At 34.3% G+C, this 19,693-nt stretch carries 18 protein-coding genes, 2 tRNA genes and 2 pseudogenes; 10 read left to right on the top strand and 12 right to left on the bottom strand.

Annotation, left to right across the window (positions count from 1 at the left end; translation table 11 throughout):
• Positions 1 to 324: 324 nt before the first annotated feature.
• The 4 genes from uvrA to EM308_RS12405 all read right to left on the bottom strand — a co-directional run bounded on the left by uvrA (position 325) and on the right by EM308_RS12405 (position 6,468).
• Positions 325 to 3,156, bottom strand: a complete 2,832-nt coding sequence (uvrA, locus tag EM308_RS12420; RefSeq protein WP_035639445.1) for an excinuclease ABC subunit UvrA — start codon at positions 3,154 to 3,156, stop codon at positions 325 to 327.
• Between the two features lie 86 nt (positions 3,157 to 3,242).
• Positions 3,243 to 5,036, bottom strand: a complete 1,794-nt coding sequence (locus EM308_RS12415) for a chloride channel protein (RefSeq protein ID WP_035639443.1) — start codon at positions 5,034 to 5,036, stop codon at positions 3,243 to 3,245.
• A 115-nt stretch (positions 5,037 to 5,151) separates the two neighbouring features.
• Positions 5,152 to 5,817, bottom strand: coding sequence for a DNA alkylation repair protein (locus EM308_RS12410; RefSeq protein WP_035639441.1), 666 nt, complete (start codon positions 5,815 to 5,817; stop codon positions 5,152 to 5,154).
• Positions 5,818 to 5,877: 60 nt separating this feature from the next.
• A complete protein-coding gene (locus EM308_RS12405; RefSeq protein ID WP_035641499.1) occupies positions 5,878 to 6,468 on the bottom strand; it encodes an acyl carrier protein phosphodiesterase in 591 nt (196 codons plus the stop codon).
• 265 nt (positions 6,469 to 6,733) lie between these two features.
• Here EM308_RS12405 and glmM point away from each other — a divergent pair, with 265 nt between their 5' ends.
• Entirely contained in the window at positions 6,734 to 8,122 is a 1,389-nt protein-coding gene (gene glmM, locus EM308_RS12400) for a phosphoglucosamine mutase (RefSeq protein WP_035641297.1), read from the top strand.
• Positions 8,123 to 8,327: 205 nt separating this feature from the next.
• Here the strand turns inward: glmM and EM308_RS12395 are convergent.
• Positions 8,328 to 8,401, bottom strand: a tRNA-Pro gene (locus EM308_RS12395).
• A 285-nt stretch (positions 8,402 to 8,686) separates the two neighbouring features.
• Here EM308_RS12395 and EM308_RS12390 point away from each other — a divergent pair.
• Positions 8,687 to 10,174, top strand: a complete 1,488-nt coding sequence (locus tag EM308_RS12390) for an aminotransferase class V-fold PLP-dependent enzyme (protein ID WP_035640728.1) — start codon at positions 8,687 to 8,689, stop codon at positions 10,172 to 10,174.
• 148 nt (positions 10,175 to 10,322) lie between these two features.
• Here the strand turns inward: EM308_RS12390 and EM308_RS12385 are convergent, their stop codons facing one another.
• The gene (locus tag EM308_RS12385; RefSeq protein WP_035640734.1) at positions 10,323 to 11,192 is read right to left on the bottom strand and encodes a lysophospholipid acyltransferase family protein; all 870 of its coding nucleotides are present in this window, start codon (positions 11,190 to 11,192) and stop codon (positions 10,323 to 10,325) included.
• 251 nt (positions 11,193 to 11,443) lie between these two features.
• On the opposite strand from EM308_RS12385, the gene EM308_RS12380 reads away from it, so the two are divergent.
• The 6 genes and pseudogenes from EM308_RS12380 (at position 11,444) to EM308_RS12355 (ending at position 15,672) form a co-directional block, all read left to right on the top strand.
• Positions 11,444 to 12,082, top strand: a complete 639-nt coding sequence (locus EM308_RS12380) for a rhomboid family intramembrane serine protease (protein ID WP_035640737.1) — start codon at positions 11,444 to 11,446, stop codon at positions 12,080 to 12,082.
• Positions 12,083 to 12,112: 30 nt separating this feature from the next.
• Positions 12,113 to 12,805, top strand: a complete 693-nt coding sequence (locus EM308_RS12375) for an SIMPL domain-containing protein (RefSeq protein ID WP_035640739.1) — start codon at positions 12,113 to 12,115, stop codon at positions 12,803 to 12,805.
• Positions 12,806 to 12,918: 113 nt separating this feature from the next.
• Positions 12,919 to 13,257 (top strand): ISAon1 family transposase N-terminal region protein, encoded by a 339-nt coding sequence (locus EM308_RS12370; protein WP_070261845.1) that lies wholly within the window; start codon positions 12,919 to 12,921, stop codon positions 13,255 to 13,257.
• Positions 13,258 to 13,266: 9 nt separating this feature from the next.
• Entirely contained in the window at positions 13,267 to 14,250 is a 984-nt protein-coding gene (locus EM308_RS12365; RefSeq protein WP_070261758.1) for an ISAon1 family transposase, read from the top strand.
• A gap of 92 nt (positions 14,251 to 14,342) precedes the next feature.
• On the top strand, positions 14,343 to 14,708 hold the full coding sequence (locus tag EM308_RS12360) for an ISAon1 family transposase N-terminal region protein (protein ID WP_070261923.1): 366 nt from the start codon (positions 14,343 to 14,345) through the stop codon (positions 14,706 to 14,708).
• Positions 14,689 to 15,672 (top strand): annotated as a pseudogene (locus tag EM308_RS12355) (ISAon1 family transposase). Before EM308_RS12360 ends, EM308_RS12355 begins: the two are co-directional and overlap by 20 nt.
• A gap of 141 nt (positions 15,673 to 15,813) precedes the next feature.
• Here EM308_RS12355 and EM308_RS12350 read toward each other — a convergent pair.
• The 6 genes and pseudogenes from EM308_RS12350 to EM308_RS12325 form a co-directional block, all read right to left on the bottom strand.
• Positions 15,814 to 15,894: transfer RNA gene (locus EM308_RS12350), tRNA-Tyr, on the bottom strand.
• Between the two features lie 174 nt (positions 15,895 to 16,068).
• Positions 16,069 to 16,455, bottom strand: a pseudogene (locus EM308_RS18185) (TlpA family protein disulfide reductase); the annotation flags it as partial.
• 18 nt (positions 16,456 to 16,473) lie between these two features.
• The gene (locus tag EM308_RS12340) at positions 16,474 to 17,229 is read right to left on the bottom strand and encodes a DUF4369 domain-containing protein (RefSeq protein WP_035640448.1); all 756 of its coding nucleotides are present in this window, start codon (positions 17,227 to 17,229) and stop codon (positions 16,474 to 16,476) included.
• 196 nt (positions 17,230 to 17,425) lie between these two features.
• Positions 17,426 to 17,662 carry a hypothetical protein gene (locus EM308_RS12335; RefSeq protein ID WP_035640453.1) on the bottom strand — a complete coding sequence of 79 codons (237 nt, stop codon included), beginning with the start codon at positions 17,660 to 17,662 and terminating at the stop codon, positions 17,426 to 17,428.
• Positions 17,663 to 17,840: 178 nt separating this feature from the next.
• Positions 17,841 to 18,281, bottom strand: coding sequence for a KTSC domain-containing protein (locus tag EM308_RS12330; protein WP_035638826.1), 441 nt, complete (start codon positions 18,279 to 18,281; stop codon positions 17,841 to 17,843).
• A gap of 170 nt (positions 18,282 to 18,451) precedes the next feature.
• Positions 18,452 to 18,694 (bottom strand): hypothetical protein, encoded by a 243-nt coding sequence (locus EM308_RS12325; protein ID WP_035638824.1) that lies wholly within the window; start codon positions 18,692 to 18,694, stop codon positions 18,452 to 18,454.
• Between the two features lie 295 nt (positions 18,695 to 18,989).
• Here EM308_RS12325 and EM308_RS12320 point away from each other — a divergent pair, with 295 nt between their 5' ends.
• Positions 18,990 to 19,532, top strand: coding sequence for a hypothetical protein (locus EM308_RS12320; RefSeq protein ID WP_035638822.1), 543 nt, complete (start codon positions 18,990 to 18,992; stop codon positions 19,530 to 19,532).
• Complete coding sequence (locus EM308_RS18180) at positions 19,532 to 19,693, top strand: hypothetical protein (RefSeq protein WP_197056141.1); 162 nt, start codon at positions 19,532 to 19,534, stop codon at positions 19,691 to 19,693. Before EM308_RS12320 ends, EM308_RS18180 begins: the two co-directional genes overlap by 1 nt.

Here is a 19,693-nt window from a genome sequence, read left to right as displayed (position 1 = left end):
CCCTATGGGCATCCCTCTAGGAGAGGGGAATTAAAGTAACTGAACCTTTTTTGAAAATGTGATGAATAATTATTTATATTTTATAAAATTTCTCTTAAATCACGTTTTAAAATTTTTTCTGATTCTTTTAGATGTTTTGATTCTGATACCCGGTCTCATTTCCCAACCTCTGGAGGGGTGTCCATAGGGCGGGGTGGTTTTTTAATTTATATCAATCATTTTCCTAATTCCCTAATTATATTATTTTGGAAATAAATTCACGAAAAAAAATTAATCAACAGACTAAACACCCCGCCCTACGGGCACCCCTCTAGGAGAGGGGAATTAAGATAACTCTTTTTTCAAAAATTGTGCTGTATAGCTTTTTTTATTTTTCACGATTTCTTCAGGAGTTCCTTTGGCGACAAGCTGTCCGCCGCCTTTTCCACCTTCAGGGCCAATATCGATGATATAATCGGCAAGTTTGATAACATCCATATTGTGTTCGATAATCAAAATGGTATTCCCTTTGTCTACCAATTTGTTAATCACGTCCATCAATACCCGAATATCTTCAAAATGCAAACCTGTTGTGGGTTCATCAAGAATATAAAAAGTGTTTCCGGTATCTTTTTTAGACAATTCTCCCGCCAGTTTAATACGTTGCGCTTCACCTCCCGAAAGAGTTGTACTTTGTTGTCCCAGCGTGATGTAACCCAAACCAACATCCTGAATCGTTTTTATTTTTCGGTATATTTTTGGAATGTTTTCAAAGAATGGAACGGCTTCGTCTACCGTCATATTCAACACATCCGAAATGGATTTTCCTTTATATCGAATTTCTAGCGTTTCTCTGTTAAAACGCTTCCCCTGACAGGTTTCGCATTCTACATAAACATCAGGCAAAAAGTTCATTTCGATCGTGCGCACTCCAGAGCCTTCGCAGGTTTCGCATCGACCACCTTTTACATTAAAACTAAAACGTCCCGCTTTGTATCCTCGAATCATACTTTCAGAAGTCATCGTAAACAAGTTTCTTATTTCGGTAAAAACTTCGGTGTATGTGGCAGGATTCGAACGAGGTGTTCTTCCAATCGGACTTTGATCGATATCAATCACTTTATCGATATGTTCCAAACCTTCTATTTTTTTATAAGGCATCGGAATTTTAACACCATTAAAATAATGCGCGTTCAAAATAGGGTATAGGGTCTCGTTAATCAATGTCGATTTACCGCTGCCGGAAACACCTGTAACGCACAACATTTTACCCAAAGGTAATTCAATCGAAACATTTTTCAGATTATTTCCTGTAGCACCGGTTAGTTTTAGGAATTTGCCATTTCCTTCACGACGTGTTGATGGAATTTCCAATTTCATTTTTCCATTCAAATATTGAGCAGTAATCGTATCGGATTCCAAAGTTTCTTTCGGAGTTCCAATACTTATGATTTCGCCTCCATATTTACCGGCTTTTGGACCGATGTCTATTACATAATCGGCACGTTCAATCATGTCTTTGTCGTGTTCAACCACAATAACCGAATTGCCTATATCCCGCAATTGCTCCAAAGAATGAATCAATTTTTCGTTATCCCTTTGGTGCAGACCAATACTCGGCTCGTCCAAAATATATAAAACACCCACTAGCTGCGAACCGATTTGTGTCGCCAATCGAATGCGTTGAGCTTCTCCACCCGAAAGCGATTTGGAACTTCGGCTCAAAGCCAAATAATCCAAACCTACATTCATTAGGAAAGCTAAACGATCTTTGATTTCCTTGATAACTTCAGTCGCTATTCTTTTTTGTTTATCAGATAAATGATGGTCTAAATCCAAAAACCAAGCTGTCAAATCCGAAATATCCATATCACACAACTCGGATATGCTTTTTTTATTTATTCTAAAATAATTTGCTTCTTTTTTTAATCTTGAACCTTCGCAGGTAGGACATTTTACTTCGTCCATAAATTCCTTGGCCCAACGCTTGATTGTGGTTGAGCCACTTTCATCATGCTGGGTTTTTATAAAATGAGCTATACCCTCGAAGTCGATTTTGTATTCTTTGGTAACACCTAAAACTTTAGATTCAATTGCAAATTTTTCTTTTCCTCCATTCAAAATCATTTCCATTGCTTCTGCAGAAATAGTTTCGATAGGGTCGGTTATTTTAAAGCCAAATTTCTCACCAATAATTTCCAACTGCTTAAAAATCCACGATGATCTGTATTCGCCCAAAGGCGCAAATCCACCATTTTTTATTGATAATTTAGGATTCGGAATGATTTTATCTAGATTGATTTGATTTATCGTTCCCAATCCGTTGCAACTATCACAGGCTCCTTTTGGGGAGTTGAAAGAAAACAAATTGGGTTCCGGATTTTGATAGGATATTCCGGTACTTGGACACATCAAATTTCTACTAAAATAACGTACTTCATTCGTATCCTGATCAAGAACCATCAATACATTTTCTCCGTGATGCATCGCCGTATTGATACTTTCGGATAAACGTTTTTCATTGTCAGGAGTGTTCTCAATGACCATTCTATCAACAACGATTTCAATATCATGAGTCTTGTAACGATCTAATTTCATACCCGAAACCAAGTCCAAAATATCGCTATTAACACGAACCTTCAGGAATCCTTGTTTGGTAATTTGCTGAAAAAGTTCGGCATAATGTCCTTTTCTGGCTCTGATAACCGGAGCAAGAATATTAATTCGCTTTCCAATGAAATCCTGAATAATTAGTTCTTTGATTTGGTCATCCGAGTAGGAAACCATTTTTTCGCCCGTATTATAACTGTAGGCATCTGCACCACGAGCATAAAGCAATCGCAGAAAATCATAAATTTCTGTAATGGTGCCTACTGTAGAACGAGGACTTTTGCTGGTCGTTTTTTGTTCGATTGCGATAACAGGGGAGAGTCCGTCAATTTTATCGACTTCCGGACGTTCCAATCCGCCAAGAAATTGTCTCGCGTAAGCCGAAAATGTTTCTACATATCGACGTTGTCCCTCGGCATAAATAGTATCAAATGCCAATGATGATTTGCCCGAACCCGAAAGCCCTGTAATAACTACCAGTTTTTCGCGAGGAATAGAAATATCTATATTTTTTAGATTGTGAACGCGTGCGCCCTGAACTTCAATCGTATTGTCTGTATCTAACATAATTTTTGCAAAAAAGCAAAGTTACCATTTTGATTGCTACTTTTGATAGAAGAGGATGGAAGATTGTGCCAAAAAAGAAATATATTTTACTCAATAATCATCGATTTCAGTTTGGCTCTGTAGGCATCGAGCGCAACGGCTTTGGAAATAAAACCATAATATTTATCATCACTAATTACGGGAAGGAAACTTTTTTGAGAAGATTCAAATTTGTCCATTACAATTTCCATACTGTTCGAAGGATGAACAATGGCTACAGGCTGAACCATTATTTCTTTGACTAAAGTATATTTAACTCGATACGAATTAAAAATAATTTCCCGAATATCATTAAAATGAACTATCCCCAAAAGACTATTATCAGGAGAAACCACAGGAAAAATAACCTGATTGGAATGCGAAATTAAATCCACTAATTTTTCAAGATTTTCATCAGGTGTAATCGTCAAATAATCTGTCTGAATAATCGAGTTTGTATCCAATGTAGAAAGCACATTCGAATCTTTGTTACTGGTAAAAGCATGACCTTTCTTCGCTAGATTTTTGACATCCAAGGAATGTTTTTCAAATCGTTTGGAAATAGCAAAGCTAATGGAAGCCACTATCATAAGCGGAACCATTAAGCCGTAACCTCCAGTAATCTCGGCAATTAAGAAAATTGCAGTTAATGGCGCGTGGAATAATCCGCTCAAAATACCTGCCATTCCCACCAGCGTAAAATTACCAACCGGTAAATTCGTTAAACCTATCAGATTAAGGAATTTTGAAAAGAAAAAACCAACATAAGACCCCAAAAAAAGTGAAGGGGCAAAATTTCCACCGTTACCGCCACTTCCTAAAGTTATTCCGGTCGCAAAAGCTTTGAGTAGTAAAGAACAACCAACAAAAGCCAATAATGCCCAATTGTTGTTCCTTAATCCTTTAAAAAAAGTATTTTCCATCAATTGCCCCGGATCACTTCCAGAGAGTGTTCGGATGCTTTCATAGCCTTCTCCAAAAAGTGTTGGAAAAATAAATATTAAAAAAGCTAAAATTGATGCCCCAAAAAAAGCTTTTTTGTAATCAGATGTTCGTAAACGACTGAAAAAATGTTCTGTTTTTTGAAATTTTCGCGCATAAAATACAGCTACAAATCCCGTAAAAACACCCAATAAGACATAATAGGGCGTGTTATGAAAATTAAACGTTTGCTTAGTTGTAAAATTTAATAAAATAGTTTCATCCAAAGCTATTGTCGACACTATTGCACCTGTAGCTGCAGCAATCATTATGGGCGTAAAAGCCGAGATACTTACATCTACCAACAGTACTTCAACAGCAAATAAAACTCCTGCTATCGGCGCATTAAAGGCCGCTCCAATTCCAGCTGCAACTCCGCAACCAATTAGTAATGTTCTATCTTTATAATGCAATTTATACCTTTGTGCATAATTAGAACCAAATGCAGCTCCTGTAACTACAATAGGACTTTCAAGACCTGCGGAACCTCCCAAACCTACAGTAAGCGAGCTGGTCATAATTTGTGCATACATCTGTTTTCTCGGGATGATACCAGCTTTTTTTGCAACTAAATATAAAATTTGAGAAGTTCCCTTTTCTATAGTTCCTCCCAAAAAACGTTTTACAACAAATACGGTTAACACGATACCTATAACCGGTAGCATTATTTTAAAAAGACCAATATTGAAAATATCAATACGAATCGTTAAATAAGTAGCAAATCTAAAAACCCAGTGAGCAAATGTTTTTAATATGATTACAGCAATTGCAACAGAAATTCCAACCAAAACACTCGATAAAAAGATAAATTGTTTTGGAGAGAAAAGAGATTGACATAATTCCAGAAGAAACTCTATTTTGGATAAAAACTTTTTAAACATTTCCTTAAATTAGTTTATCACAAAAATACTCTTTTTAATGTAAAAAGAGACAATTCCATCAAATAGAAATATCTTTCATAACCGTTTTAAATAATACTATTTGGTTTGAAAATTTTTATAGATTTTTCAAAGCTTCTTTCGTGCTCAAATTCTTCAAATTGGCAACTGATACATAACTTTTTACTGTTTCTGGATCTGTTTTTGTATATTCCCGTAACGACCAACCAATGGCTTTTTGAATAAAAAACTCTGTTGATGTTTTATGTTTTTCACAGATTAATTTCAACAAATCAAAGTTTGTTTTTTCTTTATAACCCAACTGAAAAAGAATGGCGCTTCGATTGAGCCACATATTATCTGAGTTTGAAAAACGATTTATGACAGTATCGGTTTCCGCAGAAAATTGCAACAGATATTCTCCCAGAATGAATTTAGCTATAACATCGACACTATCCCACCAAGAATTGGTAATTATGAGATTTTCTATTAACTGAATATCTTCTTTTAAATATTTTTTCTTTAGTTTTTTTATTAAAATTTCCAGGGCGCAATAATGAAATTCTCTTTCTTTTTTTGAAAATAAAATCAAAGCAATTTCTCTAGGATTGTCAGTTACTTCTTTTTGATTATCTGCCCAAATATTTTTAAAAATTTGTCTTCTTTGATCTGTTTTTATTCCAAAAAACAGAAACTTGTTTTTCATGTATTTTGACATAATATCAGCATTTTCAGAGTTATTGTTTTCTGCAAATGCTTTTTCTAGAGCGTTTATGAAATTCATAATTTAAAATTAGTTGTAATTCATTGTAAAATGGTCAATTTGAATCGATAAGTCAAAAATCTAACTGTTTAAAAAATCAAGTTTTTGTTTGGATTGAATTCTTATATCTTCAAAAAAAGTTGAGAATTCTAATTCAAAATCATCATAATATTCCAAAAGTTCATTGGATGCAAATCGCATATTTGATGCATTTTTTGTCCGACTATCCATTTGAGTCAAAATTCTGTTGATTCCTTCAACGGTTTGATAACTAATAAGCCAATTTCGTTCAATCATATAAGGCATTATCTCTTTGGCTCTTTCGGATAAAAAATCATAGTTATCCTTCAAAGATTCATAAAAACGATTGGTAAAATCCACTAAAGTTTCATCAGAATAATTACTCCAGTTTTTTGCCAAAAAATGATCGTAAAACACATCTATAATTACACCAGAATAATGATGATATTTTTCATGCAATCGTTTGGTGCTTTTTCTAAAAATAGAGTGAGAATCGGTATAACTATCAATAAAGCGATGCAGAATAATCCCTTTTTGAATTTCTGAGGAATAATTTTCAAACTGTTTTCCTTTGATTCCATCAGCCATAAAATTTCCGATTTTTATCAAATCATTTTCTCCGGATAAATAAATGTGAGCCAGAAAGTTCATTGAGGTTTTAGATTGAGGATTAGCGATTTCTGATTTTTGATTTTTAAACGATGTCTCACGCTAGCGGTCTAATTACAGTCTATAAAGATACAAAAAACAAAACTCTTTGTTAAAAGATATAGCACACCAAAATACAATTCCTTTTGTAATTCACTTCACAAACACATAAACTTTTTTATATTTGCCCTAATAAAAAAAACCAAAAATTAGATTGCAAAATAAAAATCTGCAATCAGAAATCGCTAATCAAAAATCATAATTCACAATGACTTTAATAAAATCAATATCCGGAATTCGAGGAACGATAGGAGGAAAAGTAGGGGATAATCTGACTCCGGTAGATGCCGTAAAATTTGCTTCAGCCTATGGAACTTGGCTTAAAACGTATTCAAAAAAAGAAAACCTAACAGTTGTTGTAGGTCGTGATGCCCGCATTTCTGGGCCCATGATTCACAATTTAGTAATTAACACCCTTATCGGATTAGGAATTGATGTGATCGATTTAGGATTATCTACAACGCCAACTGTCGAAGTAGCCGTACCGTTGGAAAAAGCTGACGGCGGAATCATTTTGACAGCTTCGCATAATCCAAAACAATGGAATGCTTTAAAATTACTTAATGAAAAAGGTGAGTTTTTAAGCGGTGCTGCAGGCGAAAAAATTCTTGAAATTGCCGAAGCCGAAGCTTTTGATTTTGCAGACGTAGACAGTTTAGGTCAAATCACTGTAAATGACGCTTATATGGATATTCATATCGACGAAGTCTTGAACTTGCCTTTGGTAGATATTGAAGCTGTAAAAGCCGCAAAATTCAAAGTTGTTGTAGATGGCGTGAACTCGTCAGGAGGAATTATTATTCCAAAATTATTAGAATTAATGGGCGTTGAAGTAGTAAAATTATACTGCGAACCCAACGGACATTTTCCTCACAATCCAGAGCCTTTAAAAGAGCACTTGACAGATATTTCAGAATTGGTGGTTAAAGAAAAAGCACATTTTGGAATCGTGGTTGACCCAGACGTGGATCGCTTGGCTTTCATTAGTGAAGACGGAGAAATGTTTGGCGAAGAATATACTTTAGTAGCTGTTGCCGATTATGTTTTGAGCAAGACTCCAGGAAATACAGTGTCAAATATGTCGTCTTCCCGTGCTTTGCGTGACGTGACAAACAAACACAACGGAAGCTACGAAGCCAGCGCAGTAGGCGAGGTAAACGTGGTGGAATTGATGAAAAAGAACAATGCAATCATCGGTGGAGAAGGTAATGGTGGAATCATTTATCCAGAGTCTCATTATGGCCGTGACAGTATGGTGGGCGTGGCTTTGTTCCTAACTCATTTGGCAAACAAAAAAATGTCAGTTTCGGCTTTACGTGCTTCCTATCCGGAATATTATATGAGCAAAAACAAAATTGAATTGACACCGCAAATCGATGTTGATGCAATTCTCGTAGCGATGACTGAGAAATATAAAAACGAGGATATTACCACAATTGATGGAGTAAAAATCGATTTTGCCGAAAACTGGGTACATTTAAGAAAATCAAATACAGAACCAATTATCCGTATCTATACCGAAGCAGCAACACAACAATTGGCAGATGATTTGGCTCTTCGAATTATTGATGAAATAAAAGCAGTAGCTGGAATTTAATTTTCAGGAGCGAAAGAATAGGCTTTATCAGTAAACAAAGTTCCTGCTCTCGCCTTTATCTCTTCTCTCGTCCCAAAAGACGAGATTCGAGGATATCGGCTCCATCAGGGCTAAAAAGTAAGCAAAGTCTATTTTTGGATTTATAATATAGAAAAAAAGAAAACCCGTTTTGTTTTAATAAACAAACGGGTTTTTCTATATTTAGTCGGGATGACTGGATTCGAACCAGCGACCCCTAGCACCCCATGCTAGTACGCTACCAGGCTGCGCTACATCCCGAATTTTCGATTGCAAATATATTTTTTTATAAATAATAAAGAAAATTATAAGAATCTTTTTTTTGAAATTTTAAAAACAATTTGTCGCAGACTCAACGAGGTTTTATTGAGAAGAAATGTAGCTAAGCAAAACTCGGTTGCTTAAAGTTTTAATAAAAATCACATTACAAATAGTGCAAAAAATAGCAATAGACATGTTTTTGTATTGATATATTGTCAAAAACGAAATCAACAGGATATGTTAGTTTGTCAAAAAGCAATATATTTGGCGACAAATTAAAATATAATGGCAGTTACAGAAGTTACAACAAAATTAGAAAACTATTTTCAGCAGTTCAGAAAAGATATTATCGGAATAGATCAAAGTTTTGAATCACCATTTGGCCTTCAAAAAATCACCTATACTGATTGGACAGCAAGCGGGCGTTTGTATCGCCCAATTGAAGAAAAACTGATGAATGAATTCGGACCGTTTGTTGCTAATACTCATACAGAAACTACCGTTTCCGGGACTGCCATGACCAAATCCTATCATCATGCGCGAGATATTATTAAAAAGCACGTAAATGCAAGTCCAGAAGATGTTTTGATAACAGATGGAACCGGTATGACTGGAGTTGTGAATAAATTTCAGCGAATTTTGGGATTGAAAGTTCCTGAAAATCTTACCAAATATTTTGATATTCCTGCCGAAAAAAAGCCAATTGTTTTTATTTCGCACATGGAACACCATTCCAATCAAACTTCCTGGTTGGAAACAATAGCCGATGTAGAAGTTATTCCTTCCTGTGAAGAAGGACTTTTTAGTTTGGATAACCTAGCTGTTTTATTAGAGAAATACAAAAACAGACCGTATAAAATTGCTTCCATAACTTCGTGTTCCAATGTAACGGGAATCAAGACGCCTTATCACCAGGTTGCCAAGTTGATGCATCAGAGCAATGGGGTTTGTTTTGTTGATTTTGCCTGTTCGGGACCTTACGTGAAAATTGATATGCATCCCGAAGATTCAGAATCCTATTTGGATGCCATTTTCTTTTCTCCTCATAAATTTTTGGGTGGCCCTGGAACTTCAGGTGTTTTAGTTTTCAATAAAAAACTATACCACAATATGGTGCCAGACTGTCCGGGCGGAGGAACCGTTTCCTGGACAAATCCTTGGGGTGAACACAAATATATTGATAATATCGAAGATAGGGAAGATGGTGGAACTCCAGGATTTCTTCAGGTAATTAAAACAGCTTTGGCCATTCAGCTGAAAGAACAAATGGGGATTGAAAACATTCTCAATCGAGAACATGAAATTGTAGACTATGTTTTTGATTCTCTGGAAAATATTCCAAATATTAAAATCCTTGCTGGACAACATCGCAATCGATTAGGGGTTATTTCCTTTTTTATTGAAGATTTGCACTTCAATTTGGGGGTAAAATTATTAAACGATAAATTCGGAATCCAAACGCGTGGTGGTTGCAGTTGTGCGGGAACGTATGGCCATTTTTTACTGCATGTGGATCAAGAAGCATCAAATAAACTGATTGACGAAATCACTTTGGGCGATTTAATCAAAAAACCGGGTTGGATTAGAATGTCTATTCATCCCACGACTACTACAGACGAAATTGAATTCGTTTGTAACAGCATTAAATCTTTGGCCGAAAATCATAAAAATTGGGCTTTGGGTTATAATTACGATAAAAACACAAATGAGTTTTTGCACAAAGAAGCAAGTTCAGTTGAAGACAAATTAGTTCATGATTGGTTTTCTTTATAAAATAAAAACTAAAATCTGAGTTACTTGGCAAAAGCAAAAAACACCTTTGAAATTCAATTCTCAAAGGTGTTTTTTTTGTTTTGAATAATTTTGAAATCTCAATTCATAAATCTGTAATCTTAATTCTAAAATCTGCATTCTAAAATCCCTATCTTCTATACTTCCATCTTTTGTGAGTCCACAAATAATATTCGGGAGCTTCATAAATTTGATTTTCCAAAAGTTTCAGATATTGGTCGGTAAGTTGGTAATTTGGAACTTCTTTTGGATTTTCAGAAAGGATTTCGAGTGTCGCTTCATAATGTCCTCGCTTGACTTTTTTGGTATTCAAATAGACCAAATTCATATCGTATCTTTTGGACAACATTTCAGCACCTATGTGAACAGGAACTTCAATTCCCATGAATTTTGCCCAATGAACGGCTGCTTTTGCTTTAGGGGATTGGTCACTGGCAAAACCATATAATGACAAAACCTTATTTTTATTATTGCTAATGATTGTTGGCACTGTTTGTCTGGTGGTAATCAATTTTGCATTGAATCTGGAACGTATTTTGTGAGCTAATTTGTCAAAATATGGATTCTTTATTTGTTTGTAAATTCCGTATCCTGCAAAATCTGAATAATAATTCATTGAAAAAATCCACTCATAACTTGCATAATGCGAACAGATAACGGCAACACTTTTCCCCTGTTTTTCAAGTTCTTTATAGATTTCAATGTTTTTAAAAACAAATCGTTTGCAAATTTCTTCTTTAGAAATGTTCATTGTTTTTATCATTTCAATAAACATATCACACATGTGGTGATAAAACTTTTTTTCGATTACTAAAAGTTCTTTTTGGGACAAATGGGGCAGAGCCAAATTTAGATTTTCGCGAACAGTTCTTTTTCGGTATCCAATAATTCGATAAACGATAATATAAACAAAATCAGAAAACAGATATAATATTCGAAAAGGAAGCATCGAAATTGCCCAAATTATCGGATATGCAAGTAAATATACGAGGTATTGCATTTATTAAAAATTTATGCAAATATATAATACTTTTTATGCGGTTCGTAATTTGTACCTAAATGATTTTTGATAAATAACATTTTCCCGGTAGACTCATCCCAAATCTATCAATTTATTTAAAATTAGATTTTCTTCTGTTTTTTTTTTGAAATTAAACAATAAATGAATTATCGGATAGTTTATGATTTCTTTATTAGTAGAAAATAGATTATTAATTTAGTTTTACACTAAAATTATAAACCTACTGTTTTATGAATATTCTTTTGATTTTAATAATTGCTGCTAATGTCATTGTAAGTTACAAAGGATTTAATGACTTTTCGTTCTTTAGAAAATATGAATTCCATGTGGGCAGCATTCGTGCCGGAGAACAAATCCGAATGATTTCGTCAGGATTTCTCCATGCCGATATGGGGCATTTATTATTTAATATGCTTACTCTTTATTTCTTTGCTCCGGTTGTTGCCAGCTATCTTGGGAATTTTTCATTTGTTTTGGTGTATTTTGGCAGTTTGATTTTTGGCAGTTTATTGACAATGTCATTTCATAAAAACGACTACAATTACAGAGCTGTTGGAGCATCTGGAGCTGTAACCGGAGTTTTATATTCGGCTATTTTATTACAACCCGATATGATGCTTGGGATATTTTTTGTTTTGCCTATTCCTGCATACTTATTCGGAATTCTGTATTTGTTGTATTCAATTTATGGAATGAAGGCCAAAAATGATAATATAGGTCACACAGCACATTTTGGAGGAGCTATGGGAGGCTATTTGATAACTCTTATCAAAAATCCCGCATTAATACAGGAACATACTTTAATGACTGTTTTATTAGCTATACCAATTATTATTCTATTTGGAATGGCAAAAACAGGAAAACTTTAAAATCAATTTTAATCTATAAACATCAATGTCATGAAAAAATCAATTTTCTTCCTTATCTGCCTTTTTACAGTTATGGCGCATAGCCAAGAAATCAAACCAATTCCTCAAATAAGCGTTACCGGAGAAGGGAAAGTAAAAATAGCTCCCGATCAGGTACTTATTTTGGCAACTGTTGAAACCAAAGGAACTAACGCCAAAGACGTAAAAAAACAAAATGACCAACAGATGGAAGCGGTTTTGAAATTAGTTAAAAGCATGGATTTAGCCCCAACGGATTACAAGACAAAAAGGGTTTCACTAAATCCTCAATATGATTATGAAAAAAAGAAAAGTAGTTATAATGCAACGCAAACCGTAGAAATCTTATTGAAGGATTTGTCAAAGTACGATGAGCTTATGGAGGGGTTGGTTGATAAAGGAATCAACAGAATTGATAATGTTACTTTCCAATCTTCTAAATTGGCACAATTTCAATCCGAAGCTCGTAAATTGGCGATGAAAGAAGCCAAAATAAAAGCGGAGGATTATGTATCTGTTCTTGGACAAAAAGTAGGAGCAGCGATAACAATAGCCGATAATTCGCAAACCTATTATCCCCAGCCTGTATATGCCATGAGGGCAATGAAAACTGAATCTATGAATGATGCTGCTCCTAGAGAAACGATGGCAGCAGGAGAAATTGAAATCACAGCCAACGTAAGTGTGAGCTTCAAGCTGGATTAAGCCTATATTTAACGTCAATATGTTACGATAGGGCAAAATATATAAATGGATCAAGACGAAAAGTTGTGGAGAAATTTAAAAATCTAGACATTTGTCATTTCATATTATATGCAATGCAAGATTCCTTTATCGACTTACTTAAATTGTTATTACCTGAAATAATTGTAGATTATTTTGAACTTACTTCTTATGAAAAAGGAGATGAGATACTTCATCTGTACCTTAGAGAGATTAATTCAGTTCCTAAAGAATACAGGGCGTCTAAATTAAGTTCAAAAGGATTCTTTGATGAGATAACGGTGCAGGATTTTCCTATCCGAGGACACCAAGTGTATTTGCATATCACTCGCAGAAGATGGCTTAACCAAGACACTGGAAAAGTGGCGTTTAGAGATTGGAGTTTAGTAGCGGACGGCACTCGAGTAACACAAGAGTTTGCGTCTTTTTTTTAAAAGAGATCAATAGATTCCAAACCAAATGATTGTAATGCCATTGCCTCTTTCTATGGAGTTTCAGGTAGAAATTTACAATATCAATACAAAGAGTTTTTAAGTAATTTCAAAGCTTGGGATCAACTCAAACATGCGGAAAAATGGCTTCTCTTTCCCCAAAATATAGGCAAACGCTTGTCAATAGATGAAACTTCCCTCTCCAATGGCGAACTATATACCGTTGTAACCAACAAAGCGGCTAAAGGAAGAAAAGGAACCATAGTTGCTATGATTGCTGGAACTAAAGCGGAAACGGTAATATCTTTCATTGAACAAATCCCAATCAAACAGCGCAAGCAAGTCAAAGAAATTACTTTGGATATGGCAGCAAATATGGGATTAATAGCCAAGAAATGTTTTCCAAATGCAATTCAAGTCACCGACCGTTTCCATGTTCAAAAACTAGCACTAGACGCTTTACAAGAAATCAGAATAAAATACCGTTGGCAAGCGATAGACCTAGAAAACGAAGCTATTGAGAAGGCTAAAAGCAGTAAAATTAAGTACGAATCTCAAATGTTATCAAATGGAGATACCAATAAGCAATTATTAGCCAGAAGCCGGCACTTTCTCAACAAAAACAAGTCTAAATGGTCAAAAAGCCAAATAATTAGAGCTATATTATTGTTCGATTTATATCCTGAAATCCAAAAAGCATATGAATTAGCTCAAGACTTAAGAAACATCTTCGAGAATACACAGAATAAAATTATTGGACTCTCAAGATTGGCTAAATGGCACGAGAAAGTAAATCAATCCGGATTTAAATCCTTTAACACAATCTCACGATCAATAGAGAATCACTATCAAACAATCTTGAATTATTTTGATAACAGAAGTACCAATGCTTCAGCTGAATCTTTTAATGCAAAAATAAAAGCGTTTAGATCTCAATTTAGAGGGGTTAGAAACATTGGATTCTTCCTTTTCAGGCTAACCAATATCTATGCATAAATTTTACTTCCCCACAGGTTTTAGGGGATCAAGACGAAAAGTTGTGGAGAAATTTAAAAATCTAGACATTTGTCATTTCATATTATATGCCAATGCAAGATTCCTTTATCGACTTACTTAAATTGTTATTACCTGAAATAATTGTAGATTATTTTGAACTTACTTCTTATGAAAAAGGAGATGAGATACTTCATCTGTACCTTAGAGAGATTAATTCAGTTCCTAAAGAATACAGGGCGTCTAAATTAAGTTCAAAAGGATTCTTTGATGAGATAACGGTGCAGGATTTTCCTATCCGAGGACACCAAGTGTATTTGCATATCACTCGCAGAAGATGGCTTAACCAAGACACTGGAAAAGTGGCGTTTAGAGATTGGAGTTTAGTAGCGGACGGCACTCGAGTAACACAAGAGTTTGCGTCTTTTTTAAAAGAGATCAATAGATTCCAAACCAAATGATTGTAATGCCATTGCCTCTTTCTATGGAGTTTCAGGTAGAAATTTACAATATCAATACAAAGAGTTTTTAAGTAATTTCAAAGCTTGGGATCAACTCAAACATGCGGAAAAATGGCTTCTCTTTCCCCAAAACATAGGCAAACGCTTGTCAATAGATGAAACTTCCCTTTCCAATGGCGAACTATATACCGTTGTAACCAACAAAGCGGCTAAAGGAAGAAAAGGAACCATAGTTGCTATGATTGCTGGAACTAAAGCGGAAACGGTAATATCTTTCATTGAACAAATCCCAATCAAACAGCGCAAGCAAGTCAAAGAAATTACTTTGGATATGGCAGCAAATATGGGATTAATAGCCAAGAAATGTTTTCCAAATGCAATTCAAGTCACCGACCGTTTCCATGTTCAAAAACTAGCACTAGACGCTTTACAAGAAATCAGAATAAAATACCGTTGGCAAGCGATAGACCTAGAAAACGAAGCTATTGAGAAGGCTAAAAGCAGTAAAATTAAGTACGAATCTCAAATGTTATCAAATGGAGATACCAATAAGTAATTATTAGCCAGAAGCCGGCACTTTCTCAACAAAAACAAGTCTAAATGGTCAAAAAGCCAAATAATTAGAGCTATATTATTGTTCGATTTATATCCTGAAATCCAAAAAGCATATGAATTAGCTCAAGACTTAAGAAACATCTTCGAGAATACACAGAATAAAATTATTGGACTCTCAAGATTGGCTAAATGGCACGAGAAAGTAAATCAATCCGGATTTAAATCCTTTAACACAATCTCACGATCAATAGAGAATCACTATCAAACAATCTTGAATTATTTTGATAACAGAAGTACCAATGCTTCAGCTGAATCTTTTAATGCAAAAATAAAAGCGTTTAGATCTCAATTTAGAGGGGTTAGAAACATTGGATTCTTCCTTTTCAGGCTAACCAATATCTATGCATAAATTTTACTTCCCCACAGGTTTTAGGATTGATCCGTTTTAGGATTGATCCCATATAAATCCCATCTTATTTGAAAAAATGAGATGGGATTTTTTTTAAACTAAAAGTAAAAAAAAACGCTCCAATTTCTTGAAGCGTTTTTGTGGGAAGAGCAGGATTCGAACCTGCGAAGTTTTCACAACGGATTTACAGTCCGTCCTCGTTGGCCGCTTGAGTATCTTCCCAAGCCTTGTATTTGGTAGCGCTTATTGCGTTAACCGGGTGCAAATATAGAGACTGTTTTTAGTTATACAAACTTTTTTTGCACTTTATTTTAATATAATTTTTAATACATTGGAATTGAATAAAATAAAAACTCTCCACGAGGGAGAGTTTTTTATTTTAAATACTAAAAAGGGTTATTTTCCTAGTAATTCAATGATTTTTGCTTTTAATTCATCGCCTCTCAATCCTTGTGCTACTACATTTCCTGACTGATCAAGAACAAAAGTGGCAGGAATTGATTCAACCATGTATTGCTTTGCAATTGGATCTTCCCAACCTTTTAGATTGGAAACCTGAGTCCAAATCAATTTATCTTTTGCAATAGCTTCTTTCCATTTTACAGGATCATCGTCAAGAGAAACACCTACTATGTTAAGGCCTTTTGAATGTAATTCATTATAAATAGCAACTACATTCGGATTTTCTCTTCGGCAAGGACCACACCAAGAAGCCCAAAAATCTACTATTGTAACTTTTCCCAGACTTTCCTTAAGAGAAACTGTTTTCCCTTGTGGATTAGGAGCCGAGAAATCTGTTCTTCATTTAGTAGCAGGGGCACCTGGAGCTGCTGAAGCACCTACAGTTGGGATTTTAAGCTGAGCAATTTTTAATTTGATTGCTTTACCTGGTTTAGAATTTTTCAAAGATTCGTCAAGTCCATTGTACATAGTTTCAATTTTTTTAGAATCTACAGATGGATCATTAGTCATTGATTGGATAATTAACGCACTGATTAACGCTTTTGGATGTGTATTTGCGTAATCTACATATTTTGTTTTTGAAGCGTTTCCAATTTCACTTTGGATTTTAGTGTACTCTTTCATCAAACCGTTGATAGTAGCTGTATCTTTTGCTTGTTGAGCCATTTGCATTTTTTGCATATTAGCAGTTTGAAAATCCATTAAAGGTTTTTGGATTTTGATCATCTCTTCGTTGAATTTTACATACTCATCATTATTGTATGAACCAGAAACTTTAGATTTTTGAATTGTATCTTTGTTTACAACGATTGTAATGTCTCCATTTTCTAAGATGAAAGGAATTTTTCCCTGAACACCTTCAATTTGCAAAGTATGGAAAGCAGGCTCTACGGCTTTTCCTTTAATTTCAAATTTACCATTTTCTATTTTTACAGTGTCCACAGCAATCAATCCGAAACCTTTCTCGTCTTGAGTTTCCATAATCACAGTTTTTCCGTTTTCAAATCCTGTGGCAACACCAGATACAGTGTACTTGTCTTTGCTACAAGAAGTAAGTAATGCTGTAGCAGTAAGAAATAAAATAATTTTTTTCATTTTTATTAGTTAATTGTTTTTAAGGTTACAAAAGTATTTAAATTTATAAATTAACAATAACTTTAGTGCCTAAATTTATGTTATAATTTATAGTTATTACAAGTAGTTTAAAAAACAGCTTTTAAATTTTTGTATTTTTTTAAAGCTTAGTTATTTAACACTTGTGGTATATTGAAAAAGTATTCATGAAATAAATTTATAGATGATTACTTTTCTGGGAAGTCGATTTGAAGATATGGGATTCAATATGTTCAATCTCATTTAAGGTGATTGTAATATCTAAATTTACGTCTCTTAAATCTTTGTGGAGATGGGAACAAACAGGATTTGATTCCAATTTAAGATCAATTTCTTCTTTTGTAGTTTTTAGCTTTTCGTAGGTTTTAAGGGCGTTTTTGTATTGCCTCTTGTACCAATTAATTTGGTCGTTCATTTTTATAGGGGTTAGGTTTGATTAATTTGGGCAAAACAAATTTAATAAAAAACTTATTAAATAAATAGCAATTACCTGTAATTTTGATATTTGGTCTTTTGAGCAAATTATTATTTTTTCGACCCCAAAAAAAAAGCACCCTTAGGAAAGAGTGCTTTTTGAAGAAAATATTTTTAATCTATTCTTGGTTTGTTGTTTTTCTCCAAGGATAAGAATTAAGGATATGTCTTTTTGCAAATCTGTTAGGAGAATCTGCATTTACCATTTTTACATAAGTAGCTTTTGGTACGCTAATATATTCGTAAACACTTCCGTTTGAGAAATTAACAATCAACCTTCCGTCTACAAATTTGTAATCTGTAATAGTTTGAGTTGAAGTTGTTTCAGTATATTCAGGCAAAAGTTGTTTGATTGTTTCTGGATTGATGCTAACCAAAAAGTGGTAGGCTTCAATTATTTTTTTACTGTTTTCTTCTGCTGCTTTTAAACCAGCATCATCACCTTGAAATTTATCAGGATGCGCATCTTTCATCGCGTTGCGATAGATGGTTTTCAATTCTTTAAGCTCTACTGTTTTCTCTACATTAAGTAGTTTTCGGTATTCAACTATTTTTTTCATAAATAAGGTTAACTGCTTGTCTTTTACAATAAAACCAAATTAATTTTGGTTGGATTTTGACAATTTTTTGCAAAGGTACACTTTTTTTTAACTTTTTAGTTTTGGGCTAAAAAAAAATCAAAAAAAGAGCTTTTTTGATTTTTGAATTATTTCAACTCTCTAAGAATCTGTTATTCAGGCTTATTATTTGCTTTGTCGAAGTTTTTGGATTTTTTTGGATATTTGTTATAACTGATATCACTTGGATTTTCGATGACACTTTTTATGGTAATCCAATCGCCAAGGTTGAATTTCTGAGCCATTTTGAAATCTAATAAATATTCACCACAAAAGAAGTTTTTGTTTTCATCCTGCTCCATTACTCCTGTAAAAACGCCTTTTTGTAACATTTTTGTTTCTGATGCTTTGGTCATAATCTGTTTATTTTAAATGTATTTCTGGGGACAAAGTTAGCTAATTTATTGGGATTTGGAGTTGAAATGTTTTTCGGGAAATGGAAATTTTCTTTTTAAACTAAAACACGATTGCGAGCTGGGTGAGGGATAGGAGCTAGCTACCGAAGTAGCGCGGATAGCCCGACCCCGTTGCAAGAATGGGCTGTATAAGCGGCACTGTCAGTAAGCCCATTTTTGCAACGGGGGCACCCCATAATAATTGGATAAGTATATATATTTGGTGGAAACTGTTGTTTGTGGTTACCTTTGCACTATGGAAAAAATATTTCGACCGAGTCCAAAATCATTCAAAAATACATTTTGTGTTTTTCATGAAGTGCTTCCAGAACGGATTGCGGGAATGCCGGTTCAATATGATAGTCAGTCTGGGAGTAAATATTATTATACAACCGAAGGAATGTATCGATTATCCAATCATTGGGGGCGTTTGGCCAATAGTAAATGGCGATTGGAGCCAATGGAGCAGGAAACAGAGTCGAAATTTAAAATTGGTTTTGCTCGCTGGAATGAGTTTTATCCCGATAATGCGGAAGAAGAATTATATTATTTGGAAGCCAATTATGAGAAGAAAACGGTTAATTATCAGCATCGAAACAACCCAAAGTACGATTCGAAAGCTATTTTGAGAACGAGTTTTGCCACCACTAAACGGATAAAACAGATTCGGAATTTATTTGAATTAACGTCGTGGGCCAAATATTTTGAGTATGAGGATATTGATGAATTACGCAGGAAAATCATAGAGGAACTAATTTTTACCAATAAGACATTGGAAGAAATAAAAAGAGAAATATAATGGGCAGAAACAACGAAAAAAACATAAAGAAACACAACGATAAATTGCATAAAGCCCAGGCAAAAGCAAAGCAAGCCGAAGTGGAACGCAAAGAAAAACTCAAGCAAATAACAAAGAAGTTCAACGAGAGTAAATCTTCTGATGATACTGAAAACCAATAG

It is taken from the genome of Flavobacterium gilvum, from assembly GCF_001761465.1.
GTDB lineage: Bacteria > Bacteroidota > Bacteroidia > Flavobacteriales > Flavobacteriaceae > Flavobacterium > Flavobacterium gilvum.
The sequence above is the reverse complement of the archived record's forward strand: the minus strand, read 5'-3'. Positions and strand labels throughout refer to the sequence as shown.